14 protein-coding genes are annotated in these 16664 nt (G+C 66.0%); 1 reads left to right on the top strand and 13 read right to left on the bottom strand.

Annotation, left to right across the window (positions count from 1 at the left end):
* The 4 genes from ON39_RS45910 to ON39_RS15375 all read right to left on the bottom strand — a co-directional run.
* Positions 1 to 635 (bottom strand): cutinase family protein (locus tag ON39_RS45910; RefSeq protein WP_157195474.1); only part of this gene is annotated, 635 nt, incomplete at its 3' end.
* 528 nt (positions 636 to 1163) lie between these two features.
* Entirely contained in the window at positions 1164 to 1340 is a 177-nt protein-coding gene (locus ON39_RS48805) for a hypothetical protein (RefSeq protein ID WP_157195473.1), read from the bottom strand.
* 322 nt (positions 1341 to 1662) lie between these two features.
* Entirely contained in the window at positions 1663 to 2424 is a 762-nt protein-coding gene (locus ON39_RS15380; protein ID WP_040734714.1) for a class I SAM-dependent methyltransferase, read from the bottom strand.
* Between the two features lie 26 nt (positions 2425 to 2450).
* Entirely contained in the window at positions 2451 to 3371 is a 921-nt protein-coding gene (locus ON39_RS15375) for a hypothetical protein (RefSeq protein ID WP_169335884.1), read from the bottom strand.
* A 349-nt stretch (positions 3372 to 3720) separates the two neighbouring features.
* Between ON39_RS15375 and ON39_RS15370 the strand changes: the two genes are divergently transcribed.
* Positions 3721 to 4944 carry a GAF domain-containing protein gene (locus ON39_RS15370; RefSeq protein WP_146251312.1) on the top strand — a complete coding sequence of 408 codons (1224 nt, stop codon included), beginning with the start codon at positions 3721 to 3723 and terminating at the stop codon, positions 4942 to 4944.
* A gap of 605 nt (positions 4945 to 5549) precedes the next feature.
* Here ON39_RS15370 and ON39_RS15365 read toward each other — a convergent pair.
* From ON39_RS15365 to ON39_RS15325, 9 genes are all read right to left on the bottom strand, one after another.
* Positions 5550 to 6167, bottom strand: a complete 618-nt coding sequence (locus tag ON39_RS15365) for a DUF1345 domain-containing protein (protein ID WP_040734711.1) — start codon at positions 6165 to 6167, stop codon at positions 5550 to 5552.
* A 9-nt stretch (positions 6168 to 6176) separates the two neighbouring features.
* A complete protein-coding gene (locus ON39_RS15360; RefSeq protein WP_040734710.1) occupies positions 6177 to 7547 on the bottom strand; it encodes a flavin monoamine oxidase family protein in 1371 nt (456 codons plus the stop codon).
* Positions 7548 to 7587: 40 nt separating this feature from the next.
* A complete protein-coding gene (locus ON39_RS15355) occupies positions 7588 to 8280 on the bottom strand; it encodes a hypothetical protein (protein ID WP_040734709.1) in 693 nt (230 codons plus the stop codon).
* 76 nt (positions 8281 to 8356) lie between these two features.
* A complete protein-coding gene (locus tag ON39_RS15350) occupies positions 8357 to 9655 on the bottom strand; it encodes an NAD(P)/FAD-dependent oxidoreductase (protein ID WP_040734708.1) in 1299 nt (432 codons plus the stop codon).
* Complete coding sequence (locus ON39_RS15345) at positions 9652 to 10032, bottom strand: hotdog domain-containing protein (RefSeq protein ID WP_040734707.1); 381 nt, start codon at positions 10030 to 10032, stop codon at positions 9652 to 9654. The genes ON39_RS15350 and ON39_RS15345 overlap by 4 nt, the downstream gene beginning before the upstream one ends.
* Complete coding sequence (locus tag ON39_RS15340) at positions 10029 to 11693, bottom strand: flavin-containing monooxygenase (protein WP_040734706.1); 1665 nt, start codon at positions 11691 to 11693, stop codon at positions 10029 to 10031. Before ON39_RS15340 ends, ON39_RS15345 begins: the two co-directional genes overlap by 4 nt.
* 28 nt (positions 11694 to 11721) lie before the next feature.
* A complete protein-coding gene (locus tag ON39_RS15335) occupies positions 11722 to 13179 on the bottom strand; it encodes an aldehyde dehydrogenase family protein (protein WP_040734705.1) in 1458 nt (485 codons plus the stop codon).
* 28 nt (positions 13180 to 13207) lie between these two features.
* Entirely contained in the window at positions 13208 to 14302 is a 1095-nt protein-coding gene (locus tag ON39_RS15330; RefSeq protein ID WP_040734704.1) for a Zn-dependent alcohol dehydrogenase, read from the bottom strand.
* A 13-nt stretch (positions 14303 to 14315) separates the two neighbouring features.
* Positions 14316 to 16661, bottom strand: a complete 2346-nt coding sequence (locus tag ON39_RS15325) for an AMP-binding protein (protein WP_051186650.1) — start codon at positions 16659 to 16661, stop codon at positions 14316 to 14318.
* Positions 16662 to 16664 lie beyond the last annotated feature (3 nt).

Here is a 16664-nt window from a genome sequence, read left to right as displayed (position 1 = left end):
AAGTCCGAGACCAACGACCTGGTCAGGTCGGCGTCAACCCCGGGGTCAGCGGCGTGCTTATCCTCGGTTGGCTGGGAAAGCACTCGACCTAGCTGAGCCAGGATCGGGTTCGACGCGGCGGATGTCGCGCAGTATTTGTCCTGCTGCGCACAGATCTCGGCCGTGACTGCCGACAACCCGCAGAATCCGCTCGGGCGCGGCCCAGCGATCCCTTCGCCTTCCACTGCCGGGCCCACGAGCTTCCCACCCGCGGTTCCCTGTCGCGGGTCGGCCACCAGGCCGGCGGCCAGGATCCGGTCTGCGGCTACTGGATCCGAGGCGCAGCCGATGGAGGCAGCAACTTCTCCGATTGCATCGGCGCCTTGGCTGTAGCCGGCCAGTACGAACTTTGTTGCCGCGCACCGCTCGGCAATCTCGGTGATCACTCGCCGGGCGGCGTCTATACCGGTCGCCTTGCTATCGCCGTAGGCCATTCCGTCGAATGCTGCTGCCGCGTAGGCAGGTAATCGGAACTCGAACCGTGGCCCGAACTCTTCTGCCAGCGCTGTGGCTACCGGGCCCAGTAGTCCAACAGCCTCGCGTTCATCGGCGTTGGCGTTCGTTTCCCACGTACCCGCCATGAACACGCCGGCCACGGCCGGACACCCAGCGGCGGCCAGCTTCGGTCCAGGCCTCGCCGCAGCGACACCTGCGCCTGCGAGAGCTGTAGCGCCGAGGGCGCTGGCGGTGAGAAGAACCAGCGCACGATCTCGCGCGCGGCAACCGGGTGGTCTCGGAGCATTGTTGTGTTTCATAGCGATAGCCCCCGTTCCTTATACGTTTTGAGCCACTCTTCGACCACGGAGGCTTCGAGCATCAAAGGCGCGTTCCGGGCATCACCGGCTTTCCATGCCAGCGAATACAGTGGGTGTCCTTCAACTCGTAGATGCCTGATTCGATCGGGTGAATGTCCGGTTCGTGCGCTGATCTGACGGATATTCAGAACCGGATCGCGGCGGGCACGCCCACAATGCTCACAAGGCTTTTCAGGCATACGTGTCACCTCCAAGCAATTTCGAACGAATTCGACTGCGCCACAGCAGCGCCGAGCGCAATGCCGATTCAAGACAGGTCTGCAGAGCCGAGCGTGACCGAGTCAGCGATCGAACGTCCTCGGACCGCTTTCATTCATCGTCGAATTCACGCCGCAATCGAGCGTGGCGGCGCAAGCGTCGCTCAACATCGATAATTTCGTCGTAGAGACGTTCGCATCTCTCACTGAGCGCGTCGTCCCACTCGGCGGCCGGTTGATGCTGTCCAACCAGGCGAGCCAGGCATGTGCGCGTTTCGAGCATCTTCATGGGCTTCTCCCGTCCGACCGTGCACCGCCGAACACCATTGAGCGTCAAGGCATTCGGTGCCCATGGGGGCTGATGAGTCACACCGGAAACTCCGCTATGCGCATCGAGTCACGCGCGCGCCATCACCGCCAGAGGCGGTGCGGGGAGTTTGTTCGGTTCGCGTCATCCGGTTCCGCAGCGGCGGTTGCCGGGAGAAATCCTCAAGATCAAGGACTGACTTCGAATGTAACGCACGCCACAAAACAGCGCAAGTAAATTCCACACAGAAAGTCGAGTAGCTCGAACATCCCATAGCTGCCGAACACTCGCAGCAACCGAGCAGTCAGTTATTCGGAATGCATTCCAGCATGAGAAACAGCGGCCGTCGGAAATTCTGATCCCACCATGGGTTCTGCCGTCGCTGTTCCACGGTCGGGTGAGGTTCACGCAGATCCGCGATGACAAATCCAGCCGAAGTGATCATCTGGATATACGCCTCGAGGGAGTAGAACTGCTGAACCGAGGCCGCCGGTGAGACCTTTCCCTCGACGTTGAAGCGCTGCTCGACGGTCCGGACACCGAAGTAGTCGTCGATGGAGAAGTCGTCGCTGCCCGCGGCGGTGCGCTCGGCACGTGCGGCGTAGAAGCACGGATGCATACCGAGCAGGATCAGCCGGCCCGACCGTTTCAAGACGCGCGCGAATTCGCGGAAACGTGTCTCGGGCTGGTCGATTCCATTCGGGAGCCGGTTGACCACGACCAGGTCCACGCTGTCCTCCGCCAGCGGCAGGTCTGCGACGTCGGCATGATGGAAGCTGGCTCGCCCGGGTTGGTGCTCCGGATGTCCAATGGCCGCGTCGACGAACTCTCGGCAGGTGTCGACCCCAGCGACGTGATCGGCGCCGCGACGGATCAGTTCTCGAGTGAGATAGCCTTCGCCACAGCCGGCGTCGAGGACCGACAGGCCTTCGCAGTCACCGATAAAGTCGAGCAACGCCGGGTCGGTCAGCAGGGTTTGGTAGGGATCGAGCTTGTCGCGGACGATCGTGATCCAGAATTCGGCGTTCTTGGCGTAGGCATCCGACACTCGCTCGTCACCCAGCACGACTGCTCCTCGCTCCGTGGGGAGGTCTAGCGTATGGACTTCATGAAACCGACACTCACAGAGCGTGTTCGAGCATCTTCGATACCGCGCTCGAGTCGCGCGCCCAGCGTGTTCACCAGTACAGCTCTTCGGGATCCGAAGGTTGAATCATAGTGCAGCAGGACCGGGATCGCGCTGGTAACCAGGTAGTGCAGGTATGCCTCGTTGAGCTCGGAGAGATCGCCGATCACGTCGGCGGCGGTGTGCGCCAACCCGGTCCTCGAGTCGACGTTGAACTGCCGGGTCTGGGGTATGTCGGCGGAAAATGTGGCCAGGGACCACAACTCGTTGCGCTGCAACAGCGGATGGGTTTCCAGCTCGCGCCGGTACGCACGCGCGGCGTCTGGATCTCCGGTGCGCAGGAGCATGCCGATGACGCCGCTGCGGTACGCGAAGGCGGAGCACCTAGTCGCCGGTGGACTATCGGTTGGGACGGAACCGGTCAGCTTGGTCACCTTGTGCACAAGGATCCCGTAGCCGACGGTCGTGTGCAGTGAGTTGGCGCTGGTGTCGATGAGGTCGGTGAGTTGAACAGCCTTCTCGATCAACAGGTTCGGCTCCGATATCAGCCCGCACGCTGGGTCGATCACGGCGTCGAGGGCCAGGCTTTGACTGCCGCCCCAGCACCGCGCCAGACTCGACACGGTGCCACGCGCGTCCAGCCGCATCGTCGCCGCGGCCGCCTCCAGCGCGGTCGCGACATATTGGATCGATCGGCTCTCGATCAACGGGCCCAGTCGGCCGGTCTGGATGTCGAGTCCGGACTCGACGCATTGATGCAGCGCTGCCTCGAGCCGGGCGGAATGGCTGCGGTCCTCGAGGTAGCGCGCCAGCCCCGGTACCGCCGGCAGCAATTTCTGGAGGGTCGCCCCAGTCACCCCGTCAAGCCACATCGGATCGAGCCACAACCGCGCCAGCGTGCTACTCGGAACGTGCGCCACACACGCCAGGTCCGCCATAGTCAACGAGCCGGCTTCGGCGATGGCTCCGAGTGGCTGAGGCTTGGTCAACCCCGACCCCGGTGCTCGAAGCCTCGTCTCAGCAAACGGCTCGTTGCCGACTGAGGGATCCCCGTATCCACGTCCGGCCTGCACCGGACGCCTAGGAGGGAGAGCCGGGTGACTCATATCACAATGCTATGCCTCGATCAAGGTTCTTTCCATCCGTGGAAACTTCCTGGCCTGCGCTTATGGCTCGAATCAGGCTCGAATCAGAGCCCGGTATGTCAGATCCGGGCCGACCGGAAGGAGGTCGGCAATGGACGCTCCGAACACCCGCCGTCAAGGCGTGGAGGCCGAGCAGGCGCCGACAGAGCGCGCTCGCCAGCCATTCGCCCACCGCGCCATAGCGGCGGCACCAGCGACAGCGCCAAACGAGCCACCTGCACGTCTCTGCACTGATGCCGCACGGTTCCAGACGGCCCGCAGCTGGGTGGTCGTGGAGACGACGGTCGGCCCGGACGACTGCTCTATGGTCCTCGACGGATCCCAGCCCCGAGCCTTCTCCAAACTGACCCGCGCAAGCATTTCCCGCGCTCGCACCACCTCAGCCAATCTCGCTCCACTGATCTGGGAGTGCGTCGAGTCCAGGCAGACCCGCGACAGATCCGCCACACTGCCTGACGGCCGCGCGGTACACATGCTCGCCGTTCCCGTCCTGGGCCCCTCAGGACATGTCGACGCCGCCGCGGTCTGGGCGGGCTACGTCACCGAACAACCCCCGACGCTGCCCGTCGTCGGGGTGATCGAATGGAACCCCGCCGGCATCGCCACTGCCACATCCGCCGCAAACTACCTGCTACGGCTACCCCCAGGTGCCGCTTTCACCGGGCTGACCCTTCCAGAAATCCTGGCCGCGGCCCACCACTGGGACGACCGAACCGGCTTCCTCTCGTTGTTCAACCTCGCCGCCCCAGCCGACCGCTGGACCGGCACCCTCACCAGCAGCTTCGACGACGGCAGCCCGCGGCAACTCCACCTCGCCGCGCGAGTTACCAACCACCCAACGCAACGAACCATCCGCGCGGTCGTCTGCGACATCACCGGGAACCAGCAACCGCAGATCCACCCCGACCCATGCGCAATTGCCGTGCGGCACATGCCGATTGCCGACGGCCACGCAGTCGCACTGGTCGACCTCAAGTCCGGATTCGTCCACGAATGGCTCACCGCGCCAGACAGTCCACTCGCGGGATGGCGCCACCACAACCCCGAGTTCCACCCCGACGATCAACTCCTGATCGCTCAACTCTGCTTCGAACTCGCCGCCGGCTCCCGCCAGCACGCCAACCTGGAAGGCCGCGTCCGATTCGCCGACCGCGACGAGTGGATCGATCTCAAAGGGAAATGGACTCGCATCAGCGACGGTGAGCGGCCCCAGGCACTCCTCGACATCACACCCCTCGCGCCGGACGCGGCACTCATCGTCCCCCGCTGCCATGTCTGCCAACACACCACCAAGCAACCGGGCGCATATCAGTAGCTCAGTCATACGGCACCGCGCTGGGTCGAACGCCACTACAGGTTCAGCACCGGCTCGCACCTACACCGGGCACCCGAACCCTGCGAAGCACACCCGCCCCGGCATAGCCGCCGATCGCTAGCGCTCCCGGCTGCGACGTCCACAACGACGTCGATTTGAAATACATGCAGGTCGCTTCAGGTCAATACACTTGGCATGTAGCTCGTCAATCCCGTCAATGCAGTCTCCCGACCAGCGAAGGTGGTCGATATGAGCACACGGCATTACGCAGCGACAATAGCGATAGCCGCGTCAATCGCGTTCACAGCCGGACCGGCCCACGCGCAGCCACCACCAAGCCCTGGGCAGGCCTGTTTCGTGGAAGGCGCCACGACTCGAGACGCCGCAGGCCGCACCATGTGGTGCAACCCAATGATGACCGGCAACCACAGCCTGGTCTGGCAACTCAGACCAGCAGGTAGCCCCTAGACGAGGCAAAGCCACGCGCCGACAGCAGGACCAAACCCGGCCTCACCCGAGTCTGCCTGGTGCCGAAAAGCCGGGCTGTCGAACACCTTGCCTTAATTCGCGGGTGTGGCTCGCCGCTGATCGCCCCGCAGTCATCCTCACCCGACCAGGCCCAGGACGAGGTTGATGCTGCACGCGATGATCACTGTGCCGTAGATATAGCCGAAGAGGCAGTGCTTGAGGACCTCGGAGCGGATGCCGGAATCGGAGACGTTTGTGTCCGAAACCTGGTAGGTCATACCGAGATTGAACGAGAAGTAGCAGAAGTCCGTGTAGCGGGGTGGCGTCTCGGAATTGAAGTCGATGCCGCCTTCCGGCGCCTGGTAGTAGACCCGTGCGTATCGCGCTGTGTACATCGTGTGTAGTAGCGCCCAGACCGTGAGGACGGCCGTCATCGCGAGGCCCGCGTACAGGGCTTTGTTCTTGTCGGTGCCCGAGACCAGCAATATTCCGATACTCGCGAGACTGCCGACCAGGATGAGCAGCAGCGCGATATCGCCGACTTGGTCGTCGACGTCCGCGGCGGCGGCATGGGCGCGGGTCGCCTCGAAGTCCTTGGGCAGCAGGACTTTCAGGGTCCAGACGACATTGACCGCTGCGGCTGTGATGATGAGGATCAGCAGTCCGAACGGCCATTGTCCCGAGGTGGTCCAGGCGGTCGCACCTGCGATCACGCCGGCGACCAGTCCGACAACGAGCCGCGCGACCCCGGTCATGGCAAGAGGTTAACGTGCCTGGTGGGGCGATCGGCGCAGGCTCGCCAGCACCGCCTGCGCCGCCTGCTCGCCCGATGCGGCCGCGTCGGCGAGCGAGGGCAGCTCGAGCTGATAGTCGCCGGCGAGGTGGATGAGCCCCAGGGGAGCCCGCAGCGTAGGAAGCGAGGTCCGTCGGCCGGGCCCCCAGTAGGGCACGACCCGATGGTGCCGCCGCACGATGCCTTCGCCCAATTTCCCTTCGAGCTCCGGGAATACGGCGAGCAGGTCTTTGGTGAAGCGTGACACGATCTCCGCGTCCGACAGGTCGAACATGGCGTCGGCCTGAGCACCGCCCGCGAAACAGGCCAGTGCCCCACCGGGTTTGCGATCATCGCCCGTGCGCATCGCCGCGGCGTGGTTGAACATGGCTTGGAAGGACAGCTGTGGCGTCGAGACGGCGAAGTAGTCGTCCCAGCGCTGCGGGCCGACATCGTCGGTGAAGAATCCGACGATCACGTAGCGGCCGTAGGCGATATCGTCGAAAGCACCCGCGTACCGCGGTGGAAGATCCGGGATGATCTGTTCGGCGATATCGGCAGGGACGGTCACGATCGCGCGCTCGGCGCGTAGTCGCGCCGGCCGGTCGCCGTGGAGGTAGTCCACGATGACGCCGTCGCCGTCCGGCCGCACCGATCGCACCGTCGTGTTCAGCCGGATGCGCTCGCCCAGGTCGGCCGCGAGTACATCGGTCAGCGTCTGATTGCCGCCCACCGGCAGCGAAAAGTTCGGGATCTTCGCCGGATCGGCCAGAGCGATGCCTACTGACGTGACGAGCTGCGTCGCGGCGGTCTCCCCTACCTCGCATCCCATCCACTGCGCCGACCACGACCGTACGACGGCGGCGGCCAGCTCGGACCGGACACCCTTCAGCAGATATGAGGCCGGTTTGGCGTCGAGCCGTGCGCGGACCCGCTGGGCGATACGAGACTGCGATTCCAGGAACGGCATGGCCGCCAGGATGCGGGCGCCGACGATGGCCATGCCGATGCGGTCCGTCATCGACATGCGCGTACGGAACATGAGCGCGAGGGGATTCGAGGTGTCGACCGTTCTGCCGTTCAGGTGCAGCGCGACGCTCTTGCCTGCGAGCGAGCCTCGTTCGATGCCGTGCCGGTCGAGGGCTTCGATCAATGTGCCTGTGCCCTCGGTGAATTGGGTGCCGACGTTGATCCAGTAATCGCCCTGGCGGACGGTCTCGACGCGGCCGCCGGTGCGATCGCCGGCCTCGAGAACGACCACGTCGGTTTCTGTGGACAGGGTGGTCGCGGCCGTCAATCCCGCGATTCCGGCACCGATGACGACTACCGCGGTGGTCTCTTCATGTGATTCGTGCGTTGTCATTTCGAACTCCTTTGTTCCGATCGATGTCGAGGCGGGGTATTCAAGCCTTGGCCGGCGCGCCGTTGACCGCCTTGACTTCGGTGCGCTGGTTGTGCGCATCGAACACTCGATAGGCGCGGAAGTACGTCAACATCTGCAGGCCCCAGGTGGACAAAGCGCCGATGTAGAAGAGGGTGTGCTCGGCATCGTCGCCCGGAATGTGGATGAAGTCGTAGATCGAGGCGATAACGAATCCGCAGGCCGTGGCGACCGCGGTCCAGACGGCGTGCCCGCGCTCGCCGATGTTCCACAGCCGCTTGGCGAAGTAGACCAAGAACATCGTCGTGAGCACGTTCACCACGATGTAGAAGATTTTGCCGGGAGTGCCGATCTCCTCGGCGAATTGGCTGAGCACGAAGCCCGCCGCGCCTGCCAGAGCGAACACGCCGATGTCCACCCCGACAGACGGCTTGTATCGGTGGGTCACGCCCATCAATCCGAGGACGAGGATGAGCGTGATGCCGACCGACCGGGAGAACGCGTCCAGGAAGTACGCGAAGGCGTACATGGGGCTGTCATGTCCGGCCTTGATCAGCCCGTAGATCAGGAAGTTCGTACCCGAGGTGGCGACAATGATCCATTCGAGGCCGAGCAGATAATTCTTGTAGTTGCGAATGAACTTGATGCCGTAGGTGAATCCCACGGCGATCATCCAGATGTCCGCAGCCGCGAAAAGCAGTTCTCGAATGGACATTGTTACTCCTTGAATCGGGAAATCAGACGACCTGCACGGGTGGCCGGAGCGCCGTGCGGTCGGGTCGAGCGGAGGGTTATTTCGTGAGGACTGCCAGACGGTCCGAGGCGCGGTCGGCGAGCCAGCCCACGTAGAGCGCGGGCCCGCTGACGAAACTCGGGCCGAAACGCTTGCGCCCGTGCCAGATCGCGGCCAGGTCGTCGTGCAGCGCCTTACCGGCGACGTGGTCGGCCAGCAGATGACCGACGTACTGGGCCTGGGCGAAGCCGTGGCCGTTGCAGGCGAGGGAGTAGAGCACATTGTCGGAGGCCTCGCCGGCGACTGGAAGCCAGGTGGAGCTCATGCCGATCCAGCCGCCCCATGCGCTCTGCGCCTTGACATCTCGCAGTCCTGGGAAGCGCTCGTGGAATCCGCGGACCAGGTCGTCGGCGACCTTCTGGTCCGGTGTGCGGTCCGGCAGCGGGTTCCGGCCGGTCTGGAGCCGGCGGGTGCCGAACACGATGGTGCCCCGAGGGGTGACGCGGTAACTCTCGAGGATCATGTGCAGCGTGACCATCGGAGCGCGACTGGTCCAGCCGATCTCGTCGAGCCGCTCGGCCGCGACGGGTTCGGTCTCGACCAGCGAAGTCCACACCGGACTGGCGAGACGCTTCGGCGCGATGGACAGGCCCGCACTGTAAGCGTTGGTCGTCAGCAACGCCTTTCGCGCCCGCACCCGGCCATCCGGAGTCGCGACGATGACCTGGTCACCGGTGTCGGTGACATCGCTTGCCGGGGTGTGCTCGTAGACGTGCACACCGGACGCGATCGTCGCGGCCCGCAGGCCGAGAACGAACTCACCCGGATTGAGCGTGCCACCGACGCCCTCGCGTACGCCGCCCAGGAAGCCCTCCGGCAGGCCCGCCGCCCGGCCCTCGACGAATTCGGCCGAGGATCCGGCCTCGGCCATCGCCTTCGCGTTGCGGCGTGCGTGCCGCAACTGTCCTTTGGAGACGGCGGCCATCACGATGCCCTCGTGCTGGAAGCCGCACTCGATGTTGTGGCGGATGATGGCCTCTTCGGCGAAGTGCACCGAATTCTCGGCGTACCGGTACAGGTTTCGCAGGCGTTCGGGTTTGAGCAGCAGCCGCAGCAGCTCCGGGTCGGCGGCGATGGAGTTGGTGACGTACCCGGCGTTGCGGGAGCTGGCGCCCCAACCGAGGGTGTGGGATTCGAGCAGCACCACATCCGCGCCGTTCTCGGCCGCGCGCAAGGCCGCCGACATGCCGCCCACACCACCGCCGATCACCACGACATCGCAGGTGATCTCCTCGTCCAACGGCGGTTCCGCAGTGGCAGGCGTTGCCGCCCAACCGGTTTCGTGAAGCAGTTTCATGACGATCCCTTCTCTTCATGGGGGATCACCGCGGTGCCACGGGCACGTACCGCGAGCAGCGGTGAATCCAGGACTCGAGAACGGCCGGACTCCCCGGCCGCGCGGCAGACCACACGGAGCTCGAAATCGACTGTGCGGCTCCGGTTACCCTTCTTCACCAGCCGGGCCTCGGCTTCGACGACGTCGCCGCCGCGCACCGGGGCAAGGAATTCGACTGAGGAATATCCGGCGAAAAGGCCCTCATGACCGTCGATCGCGATCGACAGGTCGGTGCCGACGTCGCCGAACAGTTTCAAGGCGAACGCGCCGTCGACGAGGTTACCGGCGTAGTGGGCATCGGAGAAGGCGACATACCGCCGGTGGATTGCCGTGCTCATGAGATCTCCTCGTGGATCGGCCCGAGCGCGCGGCACTGCGCCTGCCCGTCGATTTCGACGCCGGGGTAGCCGCGCTTGGCGATCTCGGTGCACATCCGGCGGTACTTGCCGACGCCGCCCACGTAGCCCATGAAGGTGCTGGGCTTGCCTGCCACGTTCGAGCCGCGGTACCAGGACTCGGTGGTTGCGTACAGCGTTGCGGCAACGGTCTTTTCGGTGACGTCGACCCAGTCGTCTTGACCTTCGGCTGTGGCCTCGACGACCGTGGCGCCGCGCTCGCGGGCGTGCTCCATCAGGTCGGCGATCCAGTCGACGGCCTGCTCGATGGTCATCACCACGTTGCTGGCGAGCGCGGGACTCTGCGGGCCCGCCACCATGAAGAAGTTGGGGAAGTCCGCGGTCATGATCCCGAGGTAGGTGCGGACACCGTCCTGCCAGACGTCCTGCAGCTTCCGGCCGGACGCGCCGGTGAGCCCGAGCCCGTACAGCGGGCCGGTGAAGGCGTCGAACCCGATAGCGAGCACCAGCGCGTCGGCCTCGTAGGTGTTCTTCGGGGTGACGATCGCGTTCGCGGTCATCGTCTCGATCGGCTCCTCGCGTAGCGACACCAGCGAGACGTTGGGCCGGTTGAAGGTCTCGTAGTAGTCGGTTCCGAAGCAGCTGCGCTTGGCGCCGAACGGGTGATATTTGGGCACCAGGAGTTCGGCGGTGGCCGGGTCCCGAACGATTTCCCGGATCTTGTCGTGCAGGAATTCCGACGCGGTCCGGTTCGCTTCGGCGTCGACGAGCAGGTCGGCGAACTCGGCGCCGACGCCGTTGAATCCGCTGAGCTGGTAGGCGCGTTCGTAGCGTCGGCGGCGTTCCTCGGCCGGTACGTCCAATGCCCGGTCGGTGGCGGGGCGGTCGGGGATGCCGCCGGGCGAGTGCCGGCATTCTTCTCGGATCGCCGGGTACTCGCTCTTGATGGATTCGACCTGCGCCGCGGGCAGTTCCGCGTTGCGGGCCGGCATCACATAGTTCGGCGTGCGCTGGAAAACCGTGACGTGCTCGGCGACTTGCGCGATCAGTGGAATGGCCTGCACCCCGGACGATCCGGTGCCGATTACGGCGACCCGCTTGTCCGCGAGGTCGTCGAGCGAGATGTTCCAGCTGCTGGTGGAGACCTGGAGTCCGGTGAAGTTCCCGAGACCGGGCACGTCGAAATCCTTTGGGGTGGAAAGGCCTCCGGCGCCCGAGATCAGGTAACGGCCGCGGCGGGTTTCGCCGTTGTCCAGCCCTACTTCCCACAACCGCTCGGCCGCATTCCAGGTGGCGGCGACCACGCGGGTACCGAAGGTGAAGTGCTTGCGCAGGTCGAAGCGGTCGGCGACGTGGTTGATGTAGGCGAGGATCTCGGCCTGCGGCGCGAAGCGCTGACTCCAGGTCCATTCTTGTTGGAGCGCTTCGTCGAACGAGTACGAGTAGTAGATGCTCTCGACGTCACAGCGCGCACCCGGGTAGGTGTTCCAGAACCAGGTGCCGCCGACATCGGGTCCGGCTTCGAAGCCCGCGAAGGACCATCCGGCGGTGGTGAGCCGGTGTGCGAGGTAGAGGCCGGAGAATCCGGCGCCGACGCCGATGACGTCGACGATCCCGTTGTCCGCGGTGGGAGTGGAGTTCATGGAGAGTGCGCTTTCGTCGAAGTGGTGGTTACAGGGGCAGGTCGGGGGAATCGACGCCGACCACGCGGTCGCCGCAGAACACCCGGACCGATTCGCCGGGGGCGTGACCGCCGATTCCCGCAGTGCCCCAAAAGCTTTGGGCCGAGCCGTCGGCGAGATCGGCGATCTTCGCGCCGTTCACGCGTACCTCCCCGGACCGGATGCGCGCGCCGATGTCGATGGCGTGGTCCACGTCGCGGCCGAAGACGTAGGCGTCCAGGCCGGAGGGGTTGGCGTTGGCCGCGCGCAGGGCGTCTTCGTCGGACTCGACGCCGTGCAGGGTGATGAGCGGTCCGAACAGCTCCGCGGTCGCGACCGCCGGGTCGATGCCCGAGGCGACAGTGGGCGAGAGGAAGAAGCCTTCGAGCTCCGGCAGTTTCGCGGGCTGATCGATGATCGCTCCGTGGGAGCGCAATGCGTCGATGCGGTTGTGCAGGGTGGCGAAGTGCGGGGCGTTCGAGATGGGGCCCAGCTGCGTGTTCTCGTCCAGGGAGTGGCCGATCTCCAGGCGGGCCAGGCGATCCAGCAGTGCCTCACGCAGCGGTTCGACAAGACTGTTGTGCGCCAGCACCTTTCCGGGTCCCTCACACCACTGGCCGTTGAGTTTGGTCATGCCGTCGAGGAGGCCGTCGGCGGTGACGTCGATATCGGCGTCGGCCAGCACCAGCGCCGGATTGTTGCCGCCGAGTTCGAGCTGGAGCACCTTGAAGTCCTCCACCGCCGCCCGGGCGATGGCGCGACCGGCGTTCGGGCCGCCGGTAAACGAGACGATCTGCACCCGATGATCGCCCGTGATCGCGGCACCCACATCGCCCGCACCGTGCACGAGTTGCAGTGCGCCCGAGGGTAATCCGGCCGCGACGAAGCACTCGACGATGATCTGCGCGCTACTGGGCGCATGCTCCGAGGGCTTGAGGATGACGGGGCACCCGGCGGCCAGCGCACTGGCCACCTTCGCGGCGGGGATGAAGCTCGGGCCGTTCCACGGGGTGAGGATGGCCGCCGGTCCCCATGGGACCTTGTACAGCCGCACGTCGCGCCCGTCGGCCGGCAGGGCCGTGTGGCGCGGGATGGTGCGCAGATCCGCTGCGGCGGAACGGATCCGATGCGACAGGAATTGCGCGACCAGTCGCGTCTTGGCGATCGGGACACCGCTGGTGAGGGCATCGGTCCGAGCGATGTCCTCGATCCGGGTCGCGACGAGGTCGGCCGCGCGGTCCAGCACGGCGGCCCGTTCCGCGCTCGCCGCGTCGTCCCAGCGTGCGAAGCCGTAGGACAGTTCCGCATGGCGTAGGGCGCGTTCCACGTCCGCGGGACGGGTGGTGACGGCGCGGTGCACGGGATGTCCGGTATTGGGGTCGAGATTCCAGGCATCCGGGATGGCCACGCATTCGGACCATTCGTCGGCGATGTAGTTGATCGGCTGGGGCAGTTGCGGATTCGACATCTGCAGGTTCCTTGGGGGTTCGATGGGATTAGACGGTGAGGTCGGCGACGATGCGGGTCACCTCGCCGGACTTCATCGCCTCGAAACCCTTGTCGAGCGCGCGGAACGGGATGACGTCACTGACCATCTCGTCGAGCAGCAGGCTGCCCTGCAGATACAGGCGGGCGAACTGGGTGATGTCCTCATGGGCCTGGCCCGACCCCATGTAAGAGCCGATCAGGCGCTTCTCACCGAAGAAGAAATCCGAGGCCGGGAGCGTCAATTCGGTTCCGTCGGGTGCGATTCCGACCAGGCACGCGGTACCGGTGGCGCGCAGCACCGACAGCGCGGTGGCCGCGGTCCGCGCCGATCCGACGGCCTCGAACGCGTAATCCACGCCGTCACCGAGCAGGTCCTTGATCTCGGCGGGAACGTCGGACGCACCGTGCACGGTGTGCGTGGCACCGTAGGTTCGCGCCGCGGCGAGCCGGGCCTCGTCCAGATCCACGGCGACGATCGCCGAGGCGCCGGCCAGGCGCGCACCCTGGATGATGGCCGAACCGACACCGCCGCAACCGATTACGGCGACCGTAGCGCCGGGTCGCACCTGCGCGCCGCGGAATACCGCGCCGATACCGGTGATGATGCAGCACGAGAGCAGGCAGCCCACCTCGAGACCCACCGCAGCGGGCATCTTCACCAGCGAGTTCTCCCGCATCAGCGTGTGCCGGGAGAACGCGCCGACATCGCCGAGCCGCTCGACGACCCGGCCGTCGGGCAACTGGAAGGCGGGCCGGGGACGCTGCCGGATCTGCGCGGCACGCTGACACTGGGTCGAATGCCCGACCTGACAGTTGCGGCACAGCCCGCACGACGGGGTCAGCGCGCCGACCACTCGATCGCCGGGACGCAGCGAAGTCACCGCGGACCCAACGGATTCCACGACGCCCGCGAGCTCGTGTCCGACGACCACGGGCAGGTCGGCGCGCACGGTGCCGGTCATGTAGTGCAGATCGCTGTGGCACAGGCCGACATTCGAGACCGCGACACGGACTTCGTGCGGCTCCGGATCGTCCACCTGGATCTCGGTGAACTCCAGGGGTTCGTTCAGCGCGGTGAGCAGCGCCGCTTCGGTGGTGATCATTGTCGTCTCCGATCTACTTGCTCGGTGCGGGCGCCGGCGGCGCCGCGTTCTTCGCCGCCCAGAAGCCCTCGACGCCTTCGCTGAAGGCGCCGGACTCCCAGGCCAGGCGGGCCGCTTCGTCTTCCCGTGCGAAAGCGGCCTCGATGTCTTCGGGACGAGGGCGCAGCAGTCCCAGATGCAGTGCGCTGATGCGGGGATCGGAATTCCACTCGCGGACTACAGCGGCCGCGCGATCCACCAGTGCCTCCGGGGCGACGATCTCGTCGAGCAGGCCGATCCGCAGCGCCTCGTCGGCGCCGATCCGGTTCGAGCCCAGGATGATTCGCATCGCGTGATTGCGGACCAGGCGGCGCAGGAGAATGCTCGAGGCGTTGGAAATGATGATTCCGCGATGGTTTTCGGGCTGGAAGTATTCGGCGGCCGGGCTGCCGATCCGGGCGTCGCAGCACAGGGTGAGCTCCGAGGCGCCGCCGACCGCGATCCCGTTGACGGCCGCGATCACGGGGACTTTCGTCTCGAGAATCGCGCGGGTGATGTCGTGGAAGGTCGCGAACGCCGCCCGGATCTCGTAATAGGTGGCCGGAACCTGCTGGAGATCCTCGCCGGCGGAGAAGGCCCGGCCCGCGCCCGTGAGCACGATCCCGCGAACTCGCTCGCCCGCGCCGAAACGGCGGATGGTCTGCGCGAGCAGCAGCCGGGTGCGCATATCCAGCGCGTTCAGCTTGTCGGGACGATTCAGCGTGAGCACCGCGACGTCGTCGTCGATACGAATGTCCAAGTGATTGCCGGTCAGATCCGGTCCCCCTCTGCCGTGCCGTGCCGGTTGCAGGTCATAGGTGACGCCGGGTCGCTCGGCGGCCCGCGCCCGCAGTGCCGGCTTCGACACCCGCTCCGACGGTGTGCGCGGAAAGTCGTCGACGAATTCCACGTAGCGCGGAACCTTGAAGCGCGCCAACTCTTTTCGTGCGGCGTCGACGATCCGTTGCGCGGTCTCCTCGCACCCCTCGACGCCGGGAGCGAGTTGCACGAAGGCCTTGACCTCCTCGCCGAACAGTTCATCCGGGACGCCGAGCACCGCCGCCGCGACGACGACGCGATCGCGCTCGAGCGCCCTTTCGACCTCCGCGCTGGCGATGTTCTCCCCGCCGCGCCGGACCATGTCCTTGAGCCGGCCCACCAGGCGGTAGCCGCCCGCCTCTCGCACCGCCACATCGCCGGTGTGCAGCCAGCCGCCGCGCAGCACCTGCGCGGTATCGCCGGGCCGGTTCCAATAACCGAGCATCATCGGCAGGCCCGAGGTGATCAGCTCACCGGATTGCCCCTCGGCGACGTCGATCCCGTGCGGGTCGACCACCCGGACCTGCTTGGTGGGTACCTGGCGGCCCAGCCGTCCGCTGCCGACATCCGCGCTGTCCTCGGGCAGGCTGACCAGGTCGACACCGCTTTCGGTCATCCCGAAGATCTCTCGCCACGGCGCACCCCAGCGCTGTTCCAGCTGCTGATGCAGGGCGGCGGGGATGGCCGAGCACAGCACAATGCGCAGCCGGTTGTCGCGGTCCTGGGGATCGGGCGATTGCTTGAACAGCAGCGTCGGCATCGACCCGAGCACATAACAGAACGTGGCCCGATGCCTGCGCACGTCGGCCATGAATCCCGAGGCCGAGAACCGGGGCAGCACCACCAGCGGCGCGGCGATCGTCAGGCACAGCGCGGTGTTCCACTGCGGATCCATGTAGGAGAACGGCTGCGAGGTGAGCGCCACATCGTCGGAGCCGAGGCCCGCCGCATGGGCGCAAACCCACCCGAGCCTGACCCAGTAGTCGTGGGTCAGCATGCATGCCTTCGGGAATCCGGTTGTCCCCGAGGTGTATTGGAGGTTCGCGAGCGTGCCGCCGGTGATTTCCGCCGCGGGCGCGTCCACAGGAAACCGGGTGAGCTCCCCGGGCGCGGCGACGTCGATGACCCGGACATCGGCCAGATCGCTGTTCGCGGTGCGCACCTCGTCGACGAGCGGGGCGTGCGCCGCGTCGGTGAACACCAGCCGCGCACCGGAATCCCGGAGCACGAATTCCAGATCGGCGCGCCGATACGACGAGTTCACCGGCACCGCGACCGCGCCCGCGGCAAGGATCGACAGCCAGGCGACCGGCCACCGCACCTCGTTGGGCAGCATGATCGCGACCCGGTCGCCCGGACGGACACCGTCCTCCTCGACCAGCCGCCGCGCCAGACGCGCGGTCCAGTCGGCGATCTCACCGAAGGTCCAGGAACCCTCCTCGAACCGGAGGAACTCACGGTCCCGGGAATGCCTGGCCTGATGCGCCAGGAGCCCGACAAGCGTGTCGATCGGCGGGTCCATGGC

The sequence above is a fragment of the Nocardia tenerifensis NBRC 101015 genome (genome assembly GCF_000308715.1).
In the GTDB taxonomy this organism is placed as follows: Bacteria; Actinomycetota; Actinomycetes; order Mycobacteriales; family Mycobacteriaceae; genus Nocardia; species Nocardia tenerifensis.
This window is presented reverse-complemented; position numbering and strand designations above follow the sequence as displayed.

What these genes read in the sequence shown, in the direction of transcription:
- ON39_RS48805 (WP_157195473.1), bottom strand. Translation starts at nt 1,340, where the DNA reads ATGAAGATGCTCGAAACGCGCACATGCCTGGCTCGCCTGGTTGGACAG.
- ON39_RS15370 (WP_146251312.1), top strand. Translation starts at nt 3,721, where the DNA reads ATGGACGCTCCGAACACCCGCCGTCAAGGCGTGGAGGCCGAGCAGGCG.
- ON39_RS15365 (WP_040734711.1), bottom strand. Translation starts at nt 6,167, where the DNA reads ATGACCGGGGTCGCGCGGCTCGTTGTCGGACTGGTCGCCGGCGTGATC.
- ON39_RS15360 (WP_040734710.1), bottom strand. Translation starts at nt 7,547, where the DNA reads ATGACAACGCACGAATCACATGAAGAGACCACCGCGGTAGTCGTCATC.
- ON39_RS15355 (WP_040734709.1), bottom strand. Translation starts at nt 8,280, where the DNA reads ATGTCCATTCGAGAACTGCTTTTCGCGGCTGCGGACATCTGGATGATC.
- ON39_RS15350 (WP_040734708.1), bottom strand. Translation starts at nt 9,655, where the DNA reads ATGAAACTGCTTCACGAAACCGGTTGGGCGGCAACGCCTGCCACTGCG.
- ON39_RS15345 (WP_040734707.1), bottom strand. Translation starts at nt 10,032, where the DNA reads ATGAGCACGGCAATCCACCGGCGGTATGTCGCCTTCTCCGATGCCCAC.
- ON39_RS15340 (WP_040734706.1), bottom strand. Translation starts at nt 11,693, where the DNA reads ATGAACTCCACTCCCACCGCGGACAACGGGATCGTCGACGTCATCGGC.
- ON39_RS15335 (WP_040734705.1), bottom strand. Translation starts at nt 13,179, where the DNA reads ATGTCGAATCCGCAACTGCCCCAGCCGATCAACTACATCGCCGACGAA.
- ON39_RS15330 (WP_040734704.1), bottom strand. Translation starts at nt 14,302, where the DNA reads ATGATCACCACCGAAGCGGCGCTGCTCACCGCGCTGAACGAACCCCTG.
- ON39_RS15325 (WP_051186650.1), bottom strand. Translation starts at nt 16,661, where the DNA reads ATGGACCCGCCGATCGACACGCTTGTCGGGCTCCTGGCGCATCAGGCC.